The 19,989-nt window shown below is 74.7% G+C and carries 14 protein-coding genes; 4 read left to right on the top strand and 10 right to left on the bottom strand.

All coding sequences use genetic code 11. The features are described from left to right. Nucleotide 1: 1 nt before the first annotated feature. The 4 genes from PH191_RS23370 to PH191_RS23385 form a co-directional block, all read right to left on the bottom strand. Complete coding sequence (locus tag PH191_RS23370) at nucleotides 2-472, bottom strand: ester cyclase (RefSeq protein ID WP_274197036.1); 471 nt, start codon at nucleotides 470-472, stop codon at nucleotides 2-4. 72 nt (nucleotides 473-544) lie between these two features. Further along, complete coding sequence (locus PH191_RS23375) at nucleotides 545-1,765, bottom strand: RNA polymerase sigma factor (protein WP_274197037.1); 1,221 nt, start codon at nucleotides 1,763-1,765, stop codon at nucleotides 545-547. Nucleotides 1,766-1,772: 7 nt separating this feature from the next. Next, a complete protein-coding gene (locus tag PH191_RS23380) occupies nucleotides 1,773-2,153 on the bottom strand; it encodes a YciI family protein (protein WP_274197038.1) in 381 nt (126 codons plus the stop codon). 91 nt (nucleotides 2,154-2,244) lie between these two features. Beyond that, entirely contained in the window at nucleotides 2,245-2,820 is a 576-nt protein-coding gene (locus tag PH191_RS23385; protein WP_274197039.1) for a dihydrofolate reductase family protein, read from the bottom strand. A 249-nt stretch (nucleotides 2,821-3,069) separates the two neighbouring features. Here PH191_RS23385 and PH191_RS23390 point away from each other — a divergent pair, with 249 nt between their 5' ends. After that, nucleotides 3,070-4,107, top strand: a complete 1,038-nt coding sequence (locus tag PH191_RS23390; protein WP_274197040.1) for a glutathione S-transferase family protein — start codon at nucleotides 3,070-3,072, stop codon at nucleotides 4,105-4,107. 42 nt (nucleotides 4,108-4,149) lie between these two features. Here the strand turns inward: PH191_RS23390 and PH191_RS23395 are convergent, their stop codons facing one another. Further along, a complete protein-coding gene (locus PH191_RS23395) occupies nucleotides 4,150-5,331 on the bottom strand; it encodes an LLM class flavin-dependent oxidoreductase (protein WP_274197041.1) in 1,182 nt (393 codons plus the stop codon). Between the two features lie 96 nt (nucleotides 5,332-5,427). Here PH191_RS23395 and PH191_RS23400 point away from each other — a divergent pair, with 96 nt between their 5' ends. The 3 genes from PH191_RS23400 to PH191_RS23410 are packed head-to-tail and all read left to right on the top strand — an operon-like array spanning nucleotide 5,428 to nucleotide 9,021. After that, on the top strand, nucleotides 5,428-7,269 hold the full coding sequence (locus PH191_RS23400; RefSeq protein WP_420791843.1) for a thiamine pyrophosphate-requiring protein: 1,842 nt from the start codon (nucleotides 5,428-5,430) through the stop codon (nucleotides 7,267-7,269). Nucleotides 7,270-7,301: 32 nt separating this feature from the next. Further along, nucleotides 7,302-8,612 carry an MFS transporter gene (locus PH191_RS23405; RefSeq protein ID WP_274197043.1) on the top strand — a complete coding sequence of 437 codons (1,311 nt, stop codon included), beginning with the start codon at nucleotides 7,302-7,304 and terminating at the stop codon, nucleotides 8,610-8,612. Nucleotides 8,613-8,622: 10 nt separating this feature from the next. Beyond that, nucleotides 8,623-9,021: an FKBP-type peptidyl-prolyl cis-trans isomerase gene (locus PH191_RS23410; RefSeq protein ID WP_274192091.1), complete on the top strand. Its 399-nt coding sequence runs from the start codon at nucleotides 8,623-8,625 to the stop codon at nucleotides 9,019-9,021. Here the strand turns inward: PH191_RS23410 and PH191_RS23415 are convergent. From PH191_RS23415 to PH191_RS23435, 5 genes are all read right to left on the bottom strand, one after another. After that, nucleotides 9,014-11,107 carry an alpha/beta hydrolase gene (locus PH191_RS23415; RefSeq protein WP_274197044.1) on the bottom strand — a complete coding sequence of 698 codons (2,094 nt, stop codon included), beginning with the start codon at nucleotides 11,105-11,107 and terminating at the stop codon, nucleotides 9,014-9,016. The two genes, PH191_RS23410 and PH191_RS23415, sit on opposite strands and share 8 nt — an antisense overlap. Before the next feature lie 21 nt (nucleotides 11,108-11,128). Then, nucleotides 11,129-12,184, bottom strand: coding sequence for a methyltransferase domain-containing protein (locus PH191_RS23420; RefSeq protein WP_274197045.1), 1,056 nt, complete (start codon nucleotides 12,182-12,184; stop codon nucleotides 11,129-11,131). A 92-nt stretch (nucleotides 12,185-12,276) separates the two neighbouring features. Beyond that, nucleotides 12,277-15,432, bottom strand: a complete 3,156-nt coding sequence (locus tag PH191_RS23425; protein WP_274197046.1) for an ATP-binding protein — start codon at nucleotides 15,430-15,432, stop codon at nucleotides 12,277-12,279. A gap of 92 nt (nucleotides 15,433-15,524) precedes the next feature. After that, the gene (locus PH191_RS23430) at nucleotides 15,525-16,853 is read right to left on the bottom strand and encodes an ATP-dependent 6-phosphofructokinase (RefSeq protein WP_274197047.1); all 1,329 of its coding nucleotides are present in this window, start codon (nucleotides 16,851-16,853) and stop codon (nucleotides 15,525-15,527) included. A 66-nt stretch (nucleotides 16,854-16,919) separates the two neighbouring features. Beyond that, nucleotides 16,920-19,634: a LuxR family transcriptional regulator gene (locus PH191_RS23435; RefSeq protein ID WP_274197048.1), complete on the bottom strand. Its 2,715-nt coding sequence runs from the start codon at nucleotides 19,632-19,634 to the stop codon at nucleotides 16,920-16,922. Between the last annotated feature and the right edge of the window lie 355 nt (nucleotides 19,635-19,989).

Below are 19,989 nucleotides of genomic sequence, written 5' to 3' on the forward strand. Positions count from 1 at the left end.
GTCACCCCGCGCCGGCGACCTCCGGGAGGAGCCCCAGACCGGTGAGGAGACCGTGGTGGTCCCACAGCGTCCGGTACTCGGTGATCCGCTCCTTGCGCACGGCGACCACCGAGATCGCGAGGACCTCGACGTGCCGGCCGGTGGGGGCGACGCCGGGCAGCAGCCACGGCAGCTCGCGGTCGTGGGTGAAGGCGACGCGTGCCTCGTCGACCACCCGGAACCGGTCGCCGGTGCGGGAGACGCGGGTGGTGGTGAGGTCGGCGGGGCGGTGGGGGAGGACGTCGTCGGCGAGGTGGCGGCGCAGGGCGTCCGCGCCGCGCGCGCCGGTGCCCGCCGGCAGCGTCGAGAACGCCACGTCCGGGGCGACCCGTGCCATCGCGGCCTCGAGGTCGCCGTCGCCGAAGACGGCGGTGGCGAAGGCGTCGCGGGCCCGCTCGACCGCGACCATGAGGTCCTGGACGGCCTTGGTCACCTCCCGATCGTCGCACCCGGACCGCGGGTCCGGCAGCGGATGGCTCAGGTCGGGACGGTTCAGGTGAGGGGTTCAGGTGAGGGCCTCGAGCCGCCGGGCGAGCAGGTCGCGCTCCACGTCGTTCGCCGTGAGCATCGCCGCCTCCCCGAGCGCGACCCGGGCCTCGTCGGACCGCCCGGCCCGGCGCAGCAGCTCCCCGCGGGCCGCGGCGAGGTAGCCGTACCCGGCGAGCCGGGGCTCGTCGGCGAGGGCGTCCAGCGCGGCGAGGCCGGCATCGGGGCCGTCGGCGAACCCCAGGGCGACCGCCCGGTTGAGCGCCACGACGGGCGACGGCCAGCGCGCGGCGAGCACGTCGTAGAGCCCGACGATCTCGACCCAGTCGGTGTCGTCAGCCTCCCGCGCGTCGGCGTGGACGGCGGCGATGGCGGCGAGCACGGCGTAGCGGCTCACGGGCCGCGCCGGCAACGCCTCGAGGACCAGGGACCGGCCCTCGGCGATCATCGCGGCGTCCCAGCGGGACCGGTCCTGGTCGGCGAGCAGGACGAGCTCGCCGTCGGGGCCCGTGCGCGTCCCGCGACGTGCGTCGGTGAGCAGGACGAGCGCGAGCAGCCCGGCGACGGCGGGGTCGTCGGGGAACCGCGAGCGCAGCAGGCGCGCCAGGTCGTGGGCCCGGTCGAGCAGGTCGTCGCGGACGAGCGTCGCCCCGGTCGGCGCCGTGTGGCCGGTGGTGAGCACGAGGTGCACCACGCTGAGCACCCCGCCGAGACGGCGCGGCATCTCGTCCACGCCCGGGACGCGGAACGGCACCCCGGCCGCCGCGATCTTCTTCTTCGCCCGGGTGAGCCGGGCGGCCATCGTCGGCTCGGTGACGAGGAACCCGCGCGCGATCTCGGGCGTCGAGAGCCCGCCGAGCAGGCGCAGGGTCAGCGCGACCCGTGCCTCCGGGGTCAGCGCGGGATGGCAGCACGTGAACAGCAGCGCGAGCAGGTCGTCGGGCGGCGCTCCGAGGGGTTCCGGGGCCGCCTCGTCGACCACCAGAAGCGGCAGCGCCCGCTCGGCCACGGCCGCCCGGCGGTGGAGGTCGAGCGCGCGACGCCGGGCCGCGGTGGTCAGCCACGCACCCGGTCGCGCCGGGACACCGTCGCCCCACGCGACCAGCGCCTGGGCGTAGGCCTCCTGCACGCACTCCTCGGCGAGGTCGAGGTCGCGCGTGACGCGCACCGTCGCGGCGAGCACGGAGGCCCACTCGCGACGGTGCGCGTCGGCGACGGCCCCGGCGGGGTCGACGCTCATCGCGATCTCACATGTCCCGCAGCGGTCGCACCTCGACGCCCCCGAACGGCGCCGGCACCTCCCGGGCCAGCGCCAGCGCGGTGTCGAGGTCGGGGACCTCGACGAGGTAGAAGCCGCCGAGCGCCTCCTTGGTCTCGACGAAGGGTCCGTCGGTGACCAGGGCGTCCTCGCCCGCGGCGAACCCGTCGCGGTCCTGACTGCCACCTCCGCCCGGGCCTCGCACCGTCGTGGCGGTCGCCGTCGGGTGGAGCCATCCGCCGCCGCGCAGCACGTCCCCGTGCGCCGCGGCGAAGCGGCCGTGGGCGGCCAGGATCTCGCCGGCCTCGTGCTCACCGACCGCCGCCCAGGAGGCCTCGTCCTCGTACAGCAGGATCAGGTACTGGCCCATGTCGTCTCCTCGACTCCGGGGCCCCGCGGCGGGGGCCCTCATCATGACGTCGCGGAGCGGTCCCGGGAATCGACAGGTCCCCGCTTCCGGCTCACCGCCGGCGGTGGTGGGTGACGACGGCGCCGGTCGGGACGGTCGCCACGGACTCCGTCGACCACGTCGACGCCGGGAGCGGGCCGTCGAACATCGGCAGACCGGCCCCGAGGATCGCCGGCACCCGGATGATGCGCAGCTCGTCGAGCAGGTCGGCGGCGAGCAGGGCCCGGATCACGCTGACGCTCGAGAGCACCGCGATGTCGCGGCCCGGCGCTTCGCGCAGCGCGCGGACCTCGCCCTCGAGATCGCTCGCGACCCGGGCGTTCGACCAGGTCGCGGTGGTGAGCGTGCGGGAGACGACCACCTTCTCGACGGCGTCGAACCAGCGGGAGATGTCGCGGCTGCGCGGGTCGGCGGCGGGGTCGTCGGCCACCGACGGCCAGTACCCGTGGAAGCCCTCGTAGTTGGTGCGTCCCAGCAGGACGGTGTCGACGCCGCGGTAGAAGCCGGCGAAGCCGGACGCGCACTGCTCGTGCAGGGCGGTCTCGATCAGCCAGGACATGTCCCCGCCCGGTCCGGCGGCGTAGCCGTCGAGGGAGAGGGTGATGTTGGCGGTGACGGTGCGGGACATGCGGGGTGTGCTCCTCGGGTGGCGGACCCCGGTGCGGGTCGATCACCACGACGTCGAGCGGGGGCGTCGCCGTCGGTCACGGTCGCCGGACCTCGGACGATCGAGCATGAGACCTCGCACTGGCCGCGCCGATCGTCCCGCGTCCTCTCACGAGGGGCACCTTGCGCATGATCGACCGGCGCCGGGGCCTGCGGAACGTGCCCCTCGCCGCGGGTTGCCGGAGGCGGCGGGCGGGGCATACAACGCCTGATGAGCACCACCGTGGGCAACAGCCCGTACGCCGAGTCCAGCGGGTCCTTCAAGCGGCGCGGACCCCGGTTCACCGACCGGATCGTCGCCTCGCCGTCCTCGGAGCAGGAGTGGCAGGCCGAGCCCGGCCGCTACCGCCTGGTCGCGTCCCTGGCCTGCCCCTGGGCGCACCGCTCGGTCATCGTGCGGCGCCTGATGGGGCTCGAGGACGCGATCTCGCTGGCGATCGTCGACCCGCTGCAGGACGACCGGTCGTGGCGCTTCTCCCTCGACGAGGACGGCCGCGACCCGGTGCTCGGCTACCGGTACCTCTCGGAGGCCTACCTCGCGCGCGACCCGGAGAACGGCACCGAGAACGGGGTGTCCGTCCCGGCGATCGTGGAGGAGTCCAGCGGGCTGCTCGTCACCAACGACTACCCGCAGATCACGATCGACCTCGGAATCGAGTGGGCGAAGTACCAGCGCCCCGGTGCGCCGACGCTGTACCCGGAGGAGCTGCGCGAGGAGATCGACGCGGTCAACGAGGGCGTCTTCCACGACGTCAACAACGGCGTCTACAAGGCGGGCTTCGCGACGAAGCAGGCGCGCTACGAGGAGGCGTACGCGGCGCTGTTCGCCCGGCTCGCCGAGCTCGACGAGCGCCTGGCCGACCGGCGCTACCTCGTCGGCGACCACATCACCGAGGCCGACATCCGGCTGTTCACCACGCTGGCGCGCTTCGACGCCGTGTATCACGGCCACTTCAAGTGCAACCGGCAGAAGCTCTCCGAGTTCGAGAACCTCTGGCCGTACGCCCGCGACCTGTACCAGACCCCCGGTTTCGGGGACACGGTCGACTTCGACCACTTCAAGCGGCACTACTACCAGGTGCACACGTCGATCAACCCGACGCAGATCGTGCCGCTGGGACCCGAGCCCTCGGTGTGGCTCGAGCCGCACCACCGCGAGCACCTCGGTGGGACGCCGTTCGGCCCGGACGGCACCCCGCCCGAGCCGCTCGACGGCCCGCTGCGCCCGCTGCCGCCTCTCGACATGTGAGCGAAGTTCCCGGCTATGGCCGGGAACTTCGCTCACGGGTCGTCAGCCCTTCGACGCCACCTCGTCGGCGTACTTGTTGGTCATGTGCTCGACGGCGGCCATCTGGGAGGCCGAGTGGCCCTCGCGCGCCGCGGCGGCGCGGGACTTCGCGGCCAGCGTCGACTCCGCGTGGGTGCGGCCGGACCCCTGGAAGTGGGGGACCACCTGCTCGGCGACGAGCTCCCAGGAGCGCTTCGTCGCCTGCGGGTTGGCCCACTCGTGGCCCATGAGCAGCATGCAGCCGAAGCCGCCCGACTGGTCGGCGAGCCGCTGGACCTGCGCGCGGCCGTCCTCGGGCGTCCCGATCGCCCCGATGCCGGCCTCGTTGACGAAGTCGATCATCTCCTTGACGTCGCCGCCCTCGACGGCCATCTGCGGGAAGGCCGCCGTCTTCTGGAAGTAGCGGAACCACTCCTCGATGCCGAACTCCACGTCGCGGTAGGCCTGCTCGCGGGTCTCGGCGATGTGCATGAGGCCGACGAGACGCCAGCCCGAGCGGTCCGGGGTCGGCTGCCCGAAGTGCGCCGCGCGCTCCTCGACCACGCTCCAGTGGTGGGCCAGGGCGTCGAACCCGTCCTGGGTCAGCGTCGCGCCGATCGAGAGCAGCCCGGTGCCGTGACGGCCGGCGAGCCGCGGTCCGGTCGGCGAGGCCACGGCGGCGACGGCCATGTCGAAGCGCGGCTCGGTGTAGGGCCGCAGCTGCAGCTGGGCGTCGACGAGGTTGTGGGTCTTCGTCTGCTCGGTGACGCTCTCGCCGGCGAGCAGCCGCATGATGATGTCGAGGTTGACGTCGAGCAGCTCGCGCGTGTCGGTCGGGTTCAGGCCGATCATCGCGGAGTCCGACGGCAGCGAGCCCGGCCCGACGCCGAGCATCGTGCGGCCGCGCGTGAGGTGGTCGAGCAGCACCATCCGGTCGGCCACCCACAGCGGGTTGTGATAGCTGACCGAGGTCACCCCGGTGCCGAGCTTGATGTTCTTGGTGCGCTCCGCCGCCGCCGCGATGAAGATCTCCGGCGAGGCGATGATCTCGGTGCCGGCCGAGTGGTGCTCGCCGATCCACGCCTCGTCGATGCCGAGCCGGTCGAGGTGCTCGACCAGCTCCAGGTCGCGCTGCAGCGCGAGCGTGGGATTGATGCCCGCGGGGTGGAAGGGGGCCAGGAACGTGCCGAAGCGCAACCTGCTCACCGGTGCGTCTCCTCTGCGATCGGGGTGTCGTGGGGGGTCGACACGATGACGCTACGCATGACTCGTGTCACACGTCGATGCCTGCGCCGCCCCCACATGCCGCCGTGCCGCACCGGGGAGCCTCGGGGCGTGAGTGCACCCAAGAACGTCGCAGAGCACGTGCTCGACCGTCTGGCGCAGTGGGGCGTCCACCGCTTCTACGGCTATCCCGGCGACGGCATCGGCGGCATCTTCACGGCGCTGCCCGAGCGGGCCGACGCGGAGTTCGTCCAGGTCCGGCACGAGGAGACCGCCGCGTTCGCCGCCTGCGCCGACGTGAAGTACGGGGGCTCGCCGATCGGCTGCTGTGCGGTCACCAGCGGGCCCGGCGCGATCCACGCGCTGAACGGGCTCTACGACGCGAAGCTCGACCACCAGCCAGTGGTCGCCCTGCTCGGGCACACCGCGCAGACCGCGCAGGGCGGCGGCTACTACCAGGAGGTCGACCTCGGGGCCCTGTTCTCCGACGTCGCGGGCTACCTCGCCGAGGTGAAGGACCCGAGCCAGGTCCGGCACGTCGTCGACCGCGCGTGCCGCACCGCGCTCGCCGACCGCACCGTCGCGGCGATCATCCTGCCCTCCGACGTGCTCGAGCAGGACGCGGTCGTCGAGCCGCCCGACGCCCACGGCTACTACCACACCTCGGCGGTCCCCAGCTCCGCGATCACGACGCCGCCGGAGGCCGCGCTCGACGCCGCGGCGGAGGTGCTGAACGCGGGGGAGAAGGTCGCGATCCTCGCCGGCGCGGGGGCGCTCGGTGCCTCCACCGAGCTGACCGAGGTCGCGAACGCGCTCGGCGCCGGGATGGCCACGGCGCTGCTCGGCAAGGGCGTCGTCGACGAGCGCTCACCCTGGAACACCGGTGCGATCGGGCTGCTGGGGACGACGGCGTCGTACCACCTGATGCGCGAGTGCGACACGCTGCTGATCGTCGGCTCGACGATGCCCTACACCGAGTACTACCCGGCGCCCGGCGATGCGCGCGCGGTGCAGATCGACGTCGACGGCTCCCGCTGCGGCATCCGCTACGACACCGAGGTCAACCTCACCGGCGACGCCGCCGCGACGCTCGCCGCGCTGCACGGGCGCCTGCGCGAGCGCACCGACCACTCCTGGCGTGCCCAGGTGGAACGCTGGACCGCGGCCTGGGACGACTACTCGGTCCAGCGGGCTCACGCCCACACCAGCGCGCTCAACCCGGAGCTCGTCGTCCGCGAGCTCTCCGACCGCCTGCCCGACGACGCGCTGCTCGCCGTCGACTGCGGCACCGCGACGTCCTGGTACGCCCGCGACGTCACGCTGCACGGGCGCCAGTGCGGGTCGCTGTCGGGGACGTTGCTGTCGATGGGCGGCGGCATGCCGTACGCGATCGCGGCGAAGAACGCCCACCCCGACCGTCCCGTGGTGGCCCTCATCGGCGACGGCGCGATGCAGATGAACGGGGTCAACGAGCTGATCACCGTGCAGCGCTACTGGGAGAGCTGGAGCGACCCGCGGTTCGTCGTCCTCGTGCTGTCCAACGACGATCTGTCCTACGTGTCCTGGGAGACCCGCGGGATGCTGGGTGAGGCGCCCGACCCGCAGTCGCAGGCCATCCCGGACGTGCCGTACGCGCAGTGGGCGATGCTGCTCGGGCTCGACGGGATGGAGCTGCGGGCCCGCGAGCACATCGGCCCGGTGTGGGACCGCGCGCTCGCGTCGGATCGGCCGTTCGTCGTCGACGCGAAGGTCGACAAGAACATCCCGCTGGTGCCGCCGCACGTGACCATCCAGCAGGCCCTCAACACCGCCCGTTCCCAGCTCGCCGACGGCGACGCCCTCTCGATCATCGCCAACGGCGTGAAGGAGACGGTCGGCGCCAAGGCCCGCTCCGTGCTCGGTCTTCCGCCCCGTGAGTGATATTCCCGGCTATAGCCGGGAACATCACTCACATGGCCAGCAGGGGTAAGGCGTTCGTCGCGTCCTTGTCGGGGACGTCGCTGGAGTACTACGACTTCGCCGTCTACGGCACCGCCTCGGCGCTCGTCTTCCCGCAGCTGTTCTTCCCCGGTTCGGACCCGCTGACCGGGACGCTGCTGGCCTTCACGACCTTCGCCGTCGGCTACATCTCGCGACCGGTCGGCGGCTTCGTCTTCGGGCGCCTCGGCGACACGCTCGGGCGCAAGCGGGTCCTGGTCACCACGCTGCTGCTGATCGGGATCGCGACGGTCCTCATCGGTCTGCTGCCGACCTACGAGACGATCGGTGTCACCGCGCCGATCGTGCTCGTGCTGCTCCGCTTCGCGCAGGGCGTCGGGGTCGGCGGCGAGTGGGGGAGCGCGGTCCTGCTCTCCGGGGAGTTCGGCGATCCCCGCCGGCGCGGGTTCTGGTCGTCGGCCGCCCAGATCGGCCCGCCCGCGGGCAACCTGCTGGCCAACGGCGTGTTCGCGGTCCTCGCCGCGACGCTCACCGGCGACCAGCTCCTCGACTGGGGCTGGCGGGTCGCGTTCCTGCTCTCGGCGCTGCTCGTCGCGTTCGGGCTCTGGATCCGGCTCACGCTCGAGGACACCCCGGTGTTCCGCGCGCTGCAGGCGTCGGGGGAGACGTCGTCGGCCCCGATCCGCGAGGTCATCAGGACCCAGTCGCGCGGGCTGGTCGCGGCGATCCTCTCGCGCCTCGGGCCCGACGTGTCGTACTCGCTGCTCACCGTCTACGTGCTGACCTACGCGACCCGTACCGCCGGCTTCGAGCGCGCGCAGGTGCTCTCCGCGGTGCTCATGGGCTCGGCGCTCCAGCTCGGCCTCGTGCCGGCGTTCGGCGCCCTGTCCGACCGGATCAACCGGCGCCTGGTGTCGGCGGTCGCCGTCATCGGTGCCGGGGTGTGGGTGTTCGTGCTCTTCCCGGCGGTCGCGTCGGGGTCGTTCGGCCTGCTGGTGCTCGGCGTCGTCGGCGGTCTCGTCCTGCACGCGGCGGCGTACGGGCCGCAGGCGGCGTTCATCACCGAGCAGTTCTCCCCGCGCCTGCGCTCCTCCGGCTCCTCGCTGGGCTACACCGTCGCCGGCGTCCTCGGCGGCGCGGTCGCCCCGCTGCTGCTCACCTCCCTGCAGGCGGACCTCGGCTGGGCGGCCGCCGCGGGCTACGTCGCGTTCGCGTGCCTGCTGTCGGTCGTCGGCCTCGCCCTCGGCCGCAACCACGACCCGCGCGAGGACGAGGAGCTGGCCTCGGCGGCCGCCCCTGCGGAGGCGTCGGCCGATCGCCCGTAGGGTCGCCACCATGGCGGTCACCGTGGACAACACCGACGACCTGACCCGCGCCCCGGGCGCGGCGGTCACCCCCGACACCCTGCCGAACGACCTCGACATCACCGATCTCGTCATCGGTGGCGGGGCCGAGGCCGGACCGCGCGACACCGTGCAGGTCCAGTACCAGGGCATCCGCGTCTCGGACTCCGGCGAGTTCGACTCCTCGTGGGGCCGCGGCGGTACTCCGGTCGAGTTCCCGCTGAACGGGGTGATCGACGGCTTCAAGCTCGGCATCTCCGGGATGCGCGAGGGCGGCCGGCGCGTGCTCGTCGTCCCGCCGCACCAGGGCTACGGCGCCCGCGGGGTGCCGCCGGTGATCCCGGCGAACGCCCACCTCGTCTTCGTCGTGGACCTGGTGAAGGTCAACTAGTCCCGAGCACGGACGCGAGCAGCGCCGCCGCCCGCGCGGCGCCGTCGCGCGCGAAGGGCGCGGACCGGACGGGCGTCGCGAGCGCCTGCGCGATCGCCGCGGCGATCGACTCCGGGGTCGCGGTGGCGTAGTCCATCCGCGTCCCCGCGCCGAGCCGGTCGAGCCGGTGCGGCACGTGGATCTGCTGCTCGAAGTGGTGGGCCAGCGGGAAGTACAGGAACGGGCGGCCCGCCTCGGCGAGCTCCATCGTCGTGGTGAGCCCGCCCTGGACGACGGCGACGTCGCAGGCCGCGAGCTCGCGTTCGAGGTCGGGGACGTGGCCGCGCACCTCGACGCCGTCGGGCACGGGCACCCTCGCCGGGTCGATGCGGGGCCCGGTCACGAGCACCATCCGCAGCCCCGGCACCCGCTCCCGGGCGCACGGGAACGCCGCGGCGACGCGGCGCAGCAGGGCGGTGCCGACGCCCGAGCCGCCGACGGTCACCACGCAGACCGGCTCGTCGTCCCGCCACCCGAGCTCGGCCCGCAGCCGCTCGCGGTCCCGCGGCGGACCGCCCGTCGACACCCACCCGGCGAACGCGAAGTGCTCGCTCGTCCAGTCGCGGACCGTCGGCAGGCCGGGTCCGAGGGGACGGGTCACCAGGTCCTCGGGCTCGCCGACGAACACCGACCGGTCGCGCAGCCGCGGGTAGCGGGCGACGTGCTCGACCATCTCGGCGTTGTAGTCGGCGGTCAGCGCCGCCTCCTCGACACCGCCGTCGGGCACCGGGAGCCAGCCGACGACGTCGGTCAGCCAGGCGTAGGGCGACCGCTTGAGCTCGGGGTTCTCGTGCAGGAAGTGGTCGATCTCCCAGCCCTCGTCGGCGATGACGAGGTCGTAGTGCTCGGCGTCGACGACGTCGTGGAAGACGTGGAAGTTCGCCAGCAGGATCTCGTCCATCCGCCGGATCGCCCGGAACGCGTGCAGGTCGTGCTCCCCGGCCTCCGCCTCGATGTGGGCGCTCTCCGTGGCGAGGTCGGCGCTCGCGGGGTGGAGCCGGTCGCGGGGGCCCAGCACGGTGGTGACGGGGTGCTGGGCGAGCCAGTCGACCGCGACGTCCGGGCACCGCTCCCGCAGGGCCTCCGCGATGGCGACGTCCCGCCGCGCGTGCCCGAGGCCGATCGGCGAGCTGACGAGCAGCACCCGGCGCTCCCGCGCGCGAGCCGGGACCCAGCTGACCCGCCCGGGACGGGCCCCGGCGAGCGACCGGACGAAGTCGCGGATCAGCAGGTTGACCCGCACCGGGTCCCGCACGGTCGGGGCGTGGCCGCCGCCGGGGATCGAGACGAGCGACCCGCCCGTCCACGCGGCGACGGCCACACCGCCGGAGTACGGCGTGACGGCGTCCGCGTCACCGTGCACGACGAGCACCGGGCAGCGCACGGCGCGGCAGATCGCCTCGGCGTCGGCCTCGGTCGGCTCGGCGATCCCCGGCACCGTGTCGATCAGGGTCTCCGCGTCGGTCTCGAGGCCCCACCCGACGAGGTCCTCGACCTGCTTCGTCGAATGCGGGTCGGTCACGACCCGGGACATGAAGAACTCGACCCAGCCCCGGAAGTCGGCCCGCCAGTAGTGCGCGTTGGCCTTCTCCCACCCCTCGTGGGTGTCGCGGACCTCGTCGAACCCCGGCGGCAGCGGCCACGGCAGCGCCGCGCCGATCGCGACGACACCGGTGACCCGCCCGGGATGCCACGCCGCGAGCTGGAGCGCGTGGCGCGCGCCCATCGAGACCCCCACCGCCACGGCCCGCTCGGTCCCGGTGGCGTCGAGGACCGCCACGGCGTCCGCGATGTGCTCGCGGTCGAGGTGGGCGGCGGCACCGCGCGGGCGGTCGGACGTCCCGTTGCCCCGGCCGTCGGCGGTGACCACCCGGAAGTGCCGCGCCAGGAACGGCGCCTGGAGCTTCCACTGCCGCATGTGGACGATCGCCCACGACGTCAGCAGGAGCACCGTGGGCGCCTCCTCGGGACCGTCGAACACCTCGTAGCCGATGGTCACGCCGTCACGGACCACCGCGCCGGCGTCGTCCGGTTCCCTCGCGCGCACGTCGTCCCCCTCGGCCCGTGCCTACGGACGGATCTCGTAGACGTGGTTGAACGGGGTCTGCGCGGCGATGCGGAACCGCGTGAACCCCGCGTCGGTGGCCACCTGGCGCAACGCTGCCGGACCGGCCTGGGCGCCCAGGCTGTAGCCGCCCGGCTGGGAGCGGCCGGCGGCGACGCAGATGAAGGAGGAGAACCCGTAGTAGACCCTGCTGACCGGGTTCAGGTTCTCCGCGAGGGAGTCACCGGCGATCGGCTCGATCATCAGCCAGGTGCCGTCCGGGGCGAGGGTCTCCCGCACGTGGCGCGCGGCGGTGAGCGGGTCGCCCATGTCGTGCAGGCAGTCGAAGAACGTCACGAGGTCGTAGCCGGAGCCCGAGAACGTCTGGGCCGGCGCGGTCTCGAACGTGACGCGGTCGGCGACCCCGGCGTCGGCCGCGCGCTTGCGGGCGGTCTGGATCGACGCGTCGTGGTAGTCCGAGCCGATGAACGTCGACGTCGGGTAGGCCTGCGCCATGAGCACCGTCGACGACCCGTGGCCGCAGCCGACGTCGGCGACGCGCGCTCCGGCCTGCAACTTCGCCTCGACGCCGTCGAGGGCCGGGATCCACTCCGCGACGAGGTGGGCGTTGTAGCCGGGACGGAAGAACGTCTCGCAGCCGACGAACACGTCGTCGTCGTGCTCGTGCCACCCCATGCCCGCGCCGGAGCGGTAGATCTCGGTGACACGCGGCTCGGCCCGCAGCGCCCCGAGGGCGAGGACGAACGCCCCGGGCAGGTAGACGGGCCCGTCGGGGTCGGTCAGGGCGAAGGCCTGCTCCTCGGTCATCGAGAAGGTCCCGGTCGTCGGCTCGTACTGGACGTAGCCGCCCGCGGCCTGCCCGGCGAGCCACTCGCTGATGTAGCGGGGCGTCGTGCCGGTCCGTTCGGCGAGCTCCTCGGCCGTCGCCGGCCCCTCGGCGAGCGCGCGGTAGAGCCCGAGCCGGTGGCCCACGACGATCCCGCCCGCCGCCATCGTGGCGCCGAGGTCGCCGACCACCTTGCCGATGAACTCCATCGCCTTGTCCATGTCCACGGCCATCGCTCGGCCCTCCCTCTCGCCCGGGGCTCCTCCCCGGGACGCGGCCACGATGACCGGGACCGTTGCGCGCTCGTTGCGCCTGCCGCCCGCGCCTACACCCGCGCCGGCGCCGTGGTCCCGATCCGGTCCACCCGCTCCGCCAGGTGGCGCCACCCGTGCGCCCGCGCCGCGGCGAGCAGGGGTGCGAGCGTGCGGCGCGCGCGAGCGGGCCGGTCCCGCGCGATCCAGGCCCGGGCGACCGAGACGTAGGCGTCGGCGCCGAGCAGCCAGGCCGCCGCCGGCGGTGCCGTGACGCCCGCGAGCAGGCTGTCCGCCTCGACGAGGGGCGTGTCGTCGCCGTGTGCGGCCGCGATCTCGGCGAGCGGGGCGAGACAGCGGACGCGGCAGGCCGCGGCGCCGTCGCGCCCGGCGAGCGCCAGACCGCGCCCGGCCACGGTCCGGGCCTCGGCGACGTCCTCGGTGCTCCCGCGCTCCAGGAGCGTCGCGGCGAGCAGGGAGCAGGCGGTGGGCGTCCACCACCGGTGCCCGGCCTCCCCGCCGCGCGCCACCGCCCGCCGCCCGACATGCAGGGCCTCGTCGAGGTCACCCTGCAAGCGCGCGACCCACCCGAGGTGGGCGTGGAACCAGACGTCGTGACCGCCGTACCCCGAGTGCTCCGTCACCGCGACCGCCTCCGCGATGCGCGCCCGGGCCTCGTCCCACCGGCCGGCGGCGACCGCCGGGAACGACCCCTCGAACACGGCCCACTGCAGGAGCCCGCGGTCCTGGAGGCGCCGGGCCAGCGGCTCGAGCTCGTCGACCACCCCGGCGAGCTCGTCGACCATGCCCGCGTAGGCGTAGGCGGTCTTGAGGCCGTCGAGTCCGAGGAGCAGCGCCCGGTCCCCGCCGGTCTCGCGGGCGACGGCGAGCGCCCGCCGGCCCTGGTCGAGGGCCTCGCCGAACCGCAGATCGTTGGCCGCCAGCACCGCGAGGCGGCCGCGGAGGTCGGCCTCGGCCACGCGGTCCCCGAGCGTCGCGGCCCGCCGGAGGCCACCGCGGAGGTACGTGACGCACTCGGCGGGCGGGATGCCGAGCGCGATCGGCACGTCGCCGCCGAGCTGGCGCAGCACCGCCATCTCGAGGCGCCGGTCGCCGGCCTCCCGGGCCGCCCGCGCCGCGCTCCGCAGGTCGGTCCACGCCTCCTCGGGACGCTCGAGGCCCTCCCGGGCGCCGGCGCGCGCCAGGAGCACCCGGCCGACGATCTCGAGGTCGGCGACGCGCTCGGCCGCGGCGAGGGCCCGGTCGTGCAGCGACTCGGCGTCGCCCATCGCGCCCCGGCGCGCGGCGGCCTCGCCCGCGAGGAGCAGGGCGCGCGCCGCCCGCGGCCAGTCCTCGGCCGCCGCGGCGTGGGCCCCGACCGCCTCCGGTGTCGCGGACAGCAGGTCGGCCGCGCGCCGGTGGTGCAGGCGGCGCACGGGATCGGGCGTGCTGGCGTGGAGCACCTCGTGCACCAGGTCGTTCGCGAACTCGTACGCGGCCCCGGTCGGGATCAGCAGGCGTGCGTGGGCGGCGCGCTCGCACCGGCGGGCGATCTCCGGCACCGGGAGCTCCAGCAGGCCCGCGGCCACCTCGGGGTCGAGGGACGCGCCGAGGACCGCCCCGGCCCGCAGCAGCTCCTCGACCTCCGGCCCGAGACGCCGGACGCGCGCGAGCACCGCGGCCTGGAGGGTCTCGGGCACGCCCACCTCGCCGGAGTCGAGCCCGCGCAGGGTCTCGACGACGAACAGCGGGTGCCCGCGGGTACGCCGGTGGATCGTCGGGGCCAGGTCGCGACGCCCGACCCGGTCGGCGAGCGCGACGACCGCGGTGGGGTCCAGCGGGCCGAGGTCGAGGCGCTCGGCGACGTCGTCGAGGTGCGCCAACACCGTCGCTCCCTCCTCGGCGCGCACCGTCGCGCACACGAGGAACCGGGCGCCCCCGGGACGCAGGGCGAGGAAGTGCAGCAGCTCCACGGTGGCCAGGCCGGCGTTGTGCAGGTCGTCGACCACGAGCAGCAGGGGCGCGGTCGCGGTGACGTCGACGAGCAGAGCGGCGAGCGCGGCGAACACCCGGCGCGGCTCGGGGCGCTCGAGCGACGACGACCCGTCGGGCACGAGGTCCGGGAACAGGGCCGCCAGCACCTGCGCGCGGGGGCCGTTCACCGGCCAGGGCCCCGGGAGCGCCGCGAGCACCGGGCCGAGCGCGTCGACCACGGGCTGCAGGAACAGCGAGCGCTCCGCGGCGTGGCAGCGCGCGGACGCCACCCGCCCGCCGGTGGCCGCGGCCAGCTCCGTGACCTCGGTGGCGAGCCGCGTCTTGCCGATCCCCGCCTCGCCGGCGAGCAGCACGAGCCCGGACCGCCCGCGGGCCGCGGCGTCCCAGCGCCGGGTTAGGCGGGCGATCTCGTCGGTGCGCCCCACGCAGTGGCGCGCGGAGGGCGGACCCGCCCGGGGCGCGGGCCCGTCCCGGCCGGCTTCCTGGTCCCGCAGGAGCGCGAGGTACTCCGCGCGCGTCCGTGGTGCGGGCTCGAGGCCCAGCTCGTCGGCGAGCTCGATCCGCAGCCGATGGTAGTGCTCGACGGCGCGCGAGGGCTCGCCGGCGAGCTGGTGGGCCCGCATGACCAGGCGGTGGGCCGTCTCGTCGAACCGGTCGGCGCCCACCGCGTCGGCGCCGGCCCGCCGGGCCCGGTCGGCGTCGCCCGTGCCCAGAGCGGCCCGGGCGTCGGTGTGGCGGGCCCGCCGGACCAGCTCGCGCCACTCCGCGCGGGCCGCCACGACCCAGGGCTCGTCCACCTCCTCGGGCAGGGGCTCCCCGGTGCCCAGCAGCTCGAGGGCCCGGGCAGCGGTGCTCGCGGCGAGCCCGGCGGCCCCGTCGGCGAGCCGCCGGTCGGCCTCGTCGAGCAGGCGCGCCGCCTCGTCGAGGTCGACGGTGACGCCCGGGGCCGCGCCGAGGCGGTAGCCGCACCGGTCACCCAGCAGGATGTCGGGGTCCAGGCGGCTGCGGAGCCTGCTGACGAGCGTCGCCACGCCGGCGGCGGGGTGCCGCGGCGACCGCCCGGTGCTTCCGTCCCAGAGCTCCTCGGCGAGCTGGTCGCCGGTGAGCACCGCCGGACGCCGCGCGGCGAGCAGCGCCAGCAGCCGCCGCTCCTTCGGGCTCCCGATGCGCAGCGCCTCGGGCGGCGAGCCCCGCTCCACGCGCAACGGACCGGCGAGCCGGACCGTGACACCCATCACGACACTATGCGACCGCCGGCCCGCCGTGGCAACGGCTGGGTCGCCCGTTCAGCGCAGCGATCGGGCGAAAGTCTGACTCCGAGTGACGGTCAGGCCCCGAACGTCGCGGGCTGGCCCGTCGCCTCGATCACCGACATCCACAGGTCGCCGTCCGGGTCGACCTGGTTGCGGTGCCCGGTGATCAGCGCCATCGGGATGTGCACGAACCGGCGGCGCCAGCGGACCACGACGGTCTCGGTGCGGCCGGCCATCCCGGCGTGCACGGCGGCGTGGGCGAGGCGGACGCAGTAGACGCTGTCGTAGGCGTTCGCGGCGACGCTGCGGATCGCGTAGCTCGGGTCGAGGTAGCGCACCGTCGGCGGGAGGTCGACCGCGGTCAGGTGCTCGGTGATCTTCTCCTTGAGGTAGAGCCCGATGTCGCCGAGCTTGGCGTTGCCCGACGCGTCCGTCGTCCGACCGTCCTGCTCGAGCAGCTCCTGCCCGGCGCCCTCCGCGACCACGAGGACGACCTGGCCGTGACGGCGGACGTGGTCCTCGACGCGGCGCAGCACCCCGTCCGGCCCGTCGAGCACGAAGGGCACCTCGGGGATGAGCACGAAATCGGCGTCGTTGTTGGACAGCGCCGCGTAGCAGGCGATGAAGCCGGAGTGCCGGCCCATGAGCTTGACGATGCCGACGCCGTTCTCGGCGGCCTGCGACTCGACGAACACCGACGCGATGAACTCGGTGGCCTGCGCGAACGCCGTCTGGAACCCGAAGCTCTGGTCGGTGTAGGGCAGGTCGTTGTCGATGGTCTTGGGGATGCCGATCACCGCGATGTCGAGGCCGCGCTCGTCGATGACGCTCATCAGCTTCATCGCGCCGCGCATGCTGCCGTCGCCGCCGATGACGAACAGGACGTCGATCCCGAGCTCGACGAGGGTGTCGACCATCTCGCCGGGGTCCTGCTCGCCGCGCGAGCTGCCCAGGATCGTCCCGCCGTCGTTGTTGATGTCCCGGACGGCGTGCAGGTCGAGCTCGACGACGCGCTCGCGGTGCTTCCGCGTCAGGCCCGCGTAGCCGTTGCGGAAGCCGTAGATGTGCGCGACGCGGTAGTGCTCGGTGAGCTCCTGGACGATCCCGCGGATCACGTCGTTGAGCCCGGGGCACAGGCCGCCGCAGGTCACGATGCCGACGTTCGTGGCGTCCGGGTCGAAGTAGACCTTCCGGCGCGGCCCGGCCGCCTCGAGGCTGGGCAGCTGGTCGATGGGCACCCCGCGCTCCAGGAGCACGGAGACGGTGTCGTCCACGAGCACGCGGTCGTCCTCGTGGACGTAGTGCGGCGACGTGCGCTTGGTGGCCAGCATCTCCGCGAACGGCGAGTCGTAGCGGCAGTCACCGAGGCTGCGGACGCGCAGATCGTCGAGCTCGAGCGTCACGGCGGACCCCCCGGGGTCGTCAAGAGAACGGTCGGGACGGACTGCCCGCCACGCCGCGGGGCGTCCTCACGCTAACCCAGGACCGGGATCGATTCCGGCGCCGGGGAACAACCTCACGAGATCGCTCCTCGACCGCATCCCGAGCTTGCGGTAGACGCGGGTGAGGTGGTTCTCGACGGTCTTGCGGGAGACGAACAGGGCTGCCGCGGCCTCGTCGTTCGTCCGCCCCTCGGCGACGACCCGCGCGACCTGGAACTCCTGGGGCGTCAGGGCCGACCAGACCGTCTCGCGACCCGCCCGCCGCGGCGGGGGAGCTCCGGCGGCCGCGAGCTCGGCCTCGGCGCGGGCGATCCAGGGTCGGGCACCGAGGCCCACGAACAGCGCGTACGCGTCGCGGGCGGCGGCGCGGGCCACGGCGGGCCGCCGCAACCGTCGCAGCGACTCGGCCTCGGCGAGCAGGGTGCGGGCCCGTTCGAACGGCTGGTCGCTCCGGGCGTGCGCCTCGTGGGCACACGCGAAGGCGTCCGCCGCGTCGTCGTCGCAGGTGGCCAGGATCCCGCGGCAGCGCGCGGCGGTGGCGGCGGGGAAGGCGAGGCCGGTCCCGGCCTTGTCCTCCCACCACGCGAGCACCTCCCGGGCGCGCTCCGGCGCACCGCTGCGGACCAGCGCCTCCACGAGGTCCGGTCCGTAGGGCACGACGTTGCTCGCGCCGAGGCCGTCGGCCGTCGCGCGCCGATGGGCGCGCTCGAGGTGCCCGACGGCGTCCTCGGCCTCCCCGACGGCCAGCGCGGCGAGGCCCTCGACCGCAGGGACGTAGGTCAGCAGGCAGTCGACGCCGTGCGAGCCGATCTCGGCGAGGACCCGTCGGGTGCGTTCGCGACTGCGGTCGACGTCGCCGACCATCGCGTCGAGCCGGGCGAGGATCAGCAGCGCGACCGCCGCGGTCCCGCGCTCCCCGCGCTCCTCGGCCCACTGCAGGCCCTCGACGGCGTCGGCGCGCGCGGCGGGCCAGCGGCCGCGCCAGAGCTCGACGTCCGCGCGGACCGCGTGGGCGAACGCGAGCATCGCGCCCACGCCGTGGCGCCGTGCGGCGGCGAGCAGCGTGTCGATCCGCCGGTGCGCGTCGGCGTAGCGCTCGACGTAGACCTCGGTCTGGGCGCGCAGGGCCTCGTCCTGGAGGTCCCAGGGTGTCGCGCCGAGGTGGCCGAGGCCGTCGAGGATCGGCAGGGCCGCCGACGGGTCCCCGCCCAGGACCAGGGCGTGCGCCTCGGGCGCCCGCCGGACCGGTGTCCCGGTCGGCGTGAGCGACGCCGCGGTGCGGACGAGGGCGAGCACGTCGCGGACGCGCCCCGCCATGGCGGCGGGCGCCGTGGCCTCGGTGTAGATAGCGGCGGCTGCGGCGGGGTCCTCGGACGCCACGCGCTCGGCGGCGCGGACGAGGTCGTCGACGGCCCGCCCGGGGTCGCCGAGCCAGGTGGTCGCCCTGCTCCGCACGATCTCGGCACGCGCGGCGAAGGCGTCGTCGTCGTCCAGGGCGAGGGCCGCCTCCGCGTGGCCGGCGGCGAGGTCGAGCGACCCGGCGAGCAGGAACTCCCGGGCGGCCGCGAGCAGCCGGTCGGCGCGGTCCCAGCGGTCGGTGCTCAGCTGCGCGGAGCGTGCCCACGCCTCGGCCGCACTGCCGTGCCCGCCGCGCTCCGCCGCCGACCGCGCCGCCGCCGCGAGCCGCTCTCCGACGACGTCGTCGGTGCCCTCGATGCGCGCCGCCTCGTGCCAGGCGCGCCGGATGCCGGTGGTGCGTGCGGCGAGGGCCTCGTGGACGCGACGCGTGAGGGGCGGGTCCGCGGCGAGGAGGACCGGACGGAGCAGCGGGTGGCGCAGGTCCGGGCGTCCCTCGTGCGTCCGGAGCAGGCCGGCCTCCTCGCCGGGCTGGAGGTCGTGGGCGGCGAGGCCGAGGTCGGCGAGGACGAGGTCGACCTCGTCGGCACCCGCCGAGCCGGCGGCGGCCAGCACCGTGACCGCGGTCCTCGACGACTCCGGCAACGCCTCGAGCGCGCCCGTCCAGAGCGCTTCGAGGGCCGGTCCGGCGCGCGGGGGGACCGCCGGGCCGAGGTGACGGGCGTTCTCCACCAGCGCGAGCGGATGGCCCGCGAGGCCGACGACGAGCCGGTCCACCGCGACCGGCGCCAGCTCCCCGGTCAGTCGGCGCAGGAGCTCGCGGCTCTCCGTGCCCGACAGGCGTCCGACGTCGACGACCACCGCGCCCGGCACCACGCGGCGCTCGTCGCGCGTGGCGAACACCAGGGAGACCCGCGGCGACTGCAGCCGCCGCGCCACGAACAGGAGGACCTCCGTCGACGGCGGGTCGACCCACTGCAGGTCGTCGACGACGACGAGCAGCCCCTCGTGCTCGCCGACGGCCTCGAGGAGGCCGAGGACCGCCGCGCACACCGCCAGGGGACCCGACGGACGTCCGGCGCGGCGGGCGACGCTCACCTCGAGCGCCTCACGCTGCACCTCGGGGAGCGCGGGCAACCGGTCCGCCACGGGGTGCACGAGGTCGGCCAGGGTCGCGAACGGGAGGTGCGACTCCTCCTCGCTGCCGGCGACCCGCACCGTCCGGACCGCGGCGCGGGCGGCCACGCGCTCCAGCAGCTCGGTCTTGCCGATCCCCGGCTCGCCGCGCACGACCGCGACTCGCTCCGGCCCGCCCGCGACGAGCCCGCACAGCGCCTCGAGCTCGGCATCGCGCCCGACGAAGGGCGGTGCGTCGGTAGCTGTCATCGGTTCCCCCTCGGTGGTGGTGACACCGGGGCGTGCGTGGTGCGTGGGACACAGGATGACGGGCGCGGCGTGGGGAGCAGTGCCGCCTTTCGGGTCGAACCGGGGGATTTCCCCTGTGCCGGGGGAAAGGCTTTCTAGGCCGTTCGCAGGAAGGTGCGAGGAACGAACAACCATGCGCAACTGATCGGTGACCCGGAGTTGGAATCGGTCGATCGGTCGGTGACGGCGCGCATTCGTGCGGTAGTCGCTCGGCCACTCCCCGATGACCTGTTTCTGCAGGTGGGGGAGATCTCCCCTCTGCCCTGGGCGTGCATGACGAGGAATCGTCGGTGTCACCGGAAAAGGGGGAACCACC

This window comes from Actinomycetospora callitridis (genome assembly GCF_028737265.1).
In the GTDB taxonomy this organism is placed as follows: Bacteria; Actinomycetota; Actinomycetes; order Mycobacteriales; family Pseudonocardiaceae; genus Actinomycetospora; species Actinomycetospora callitridis.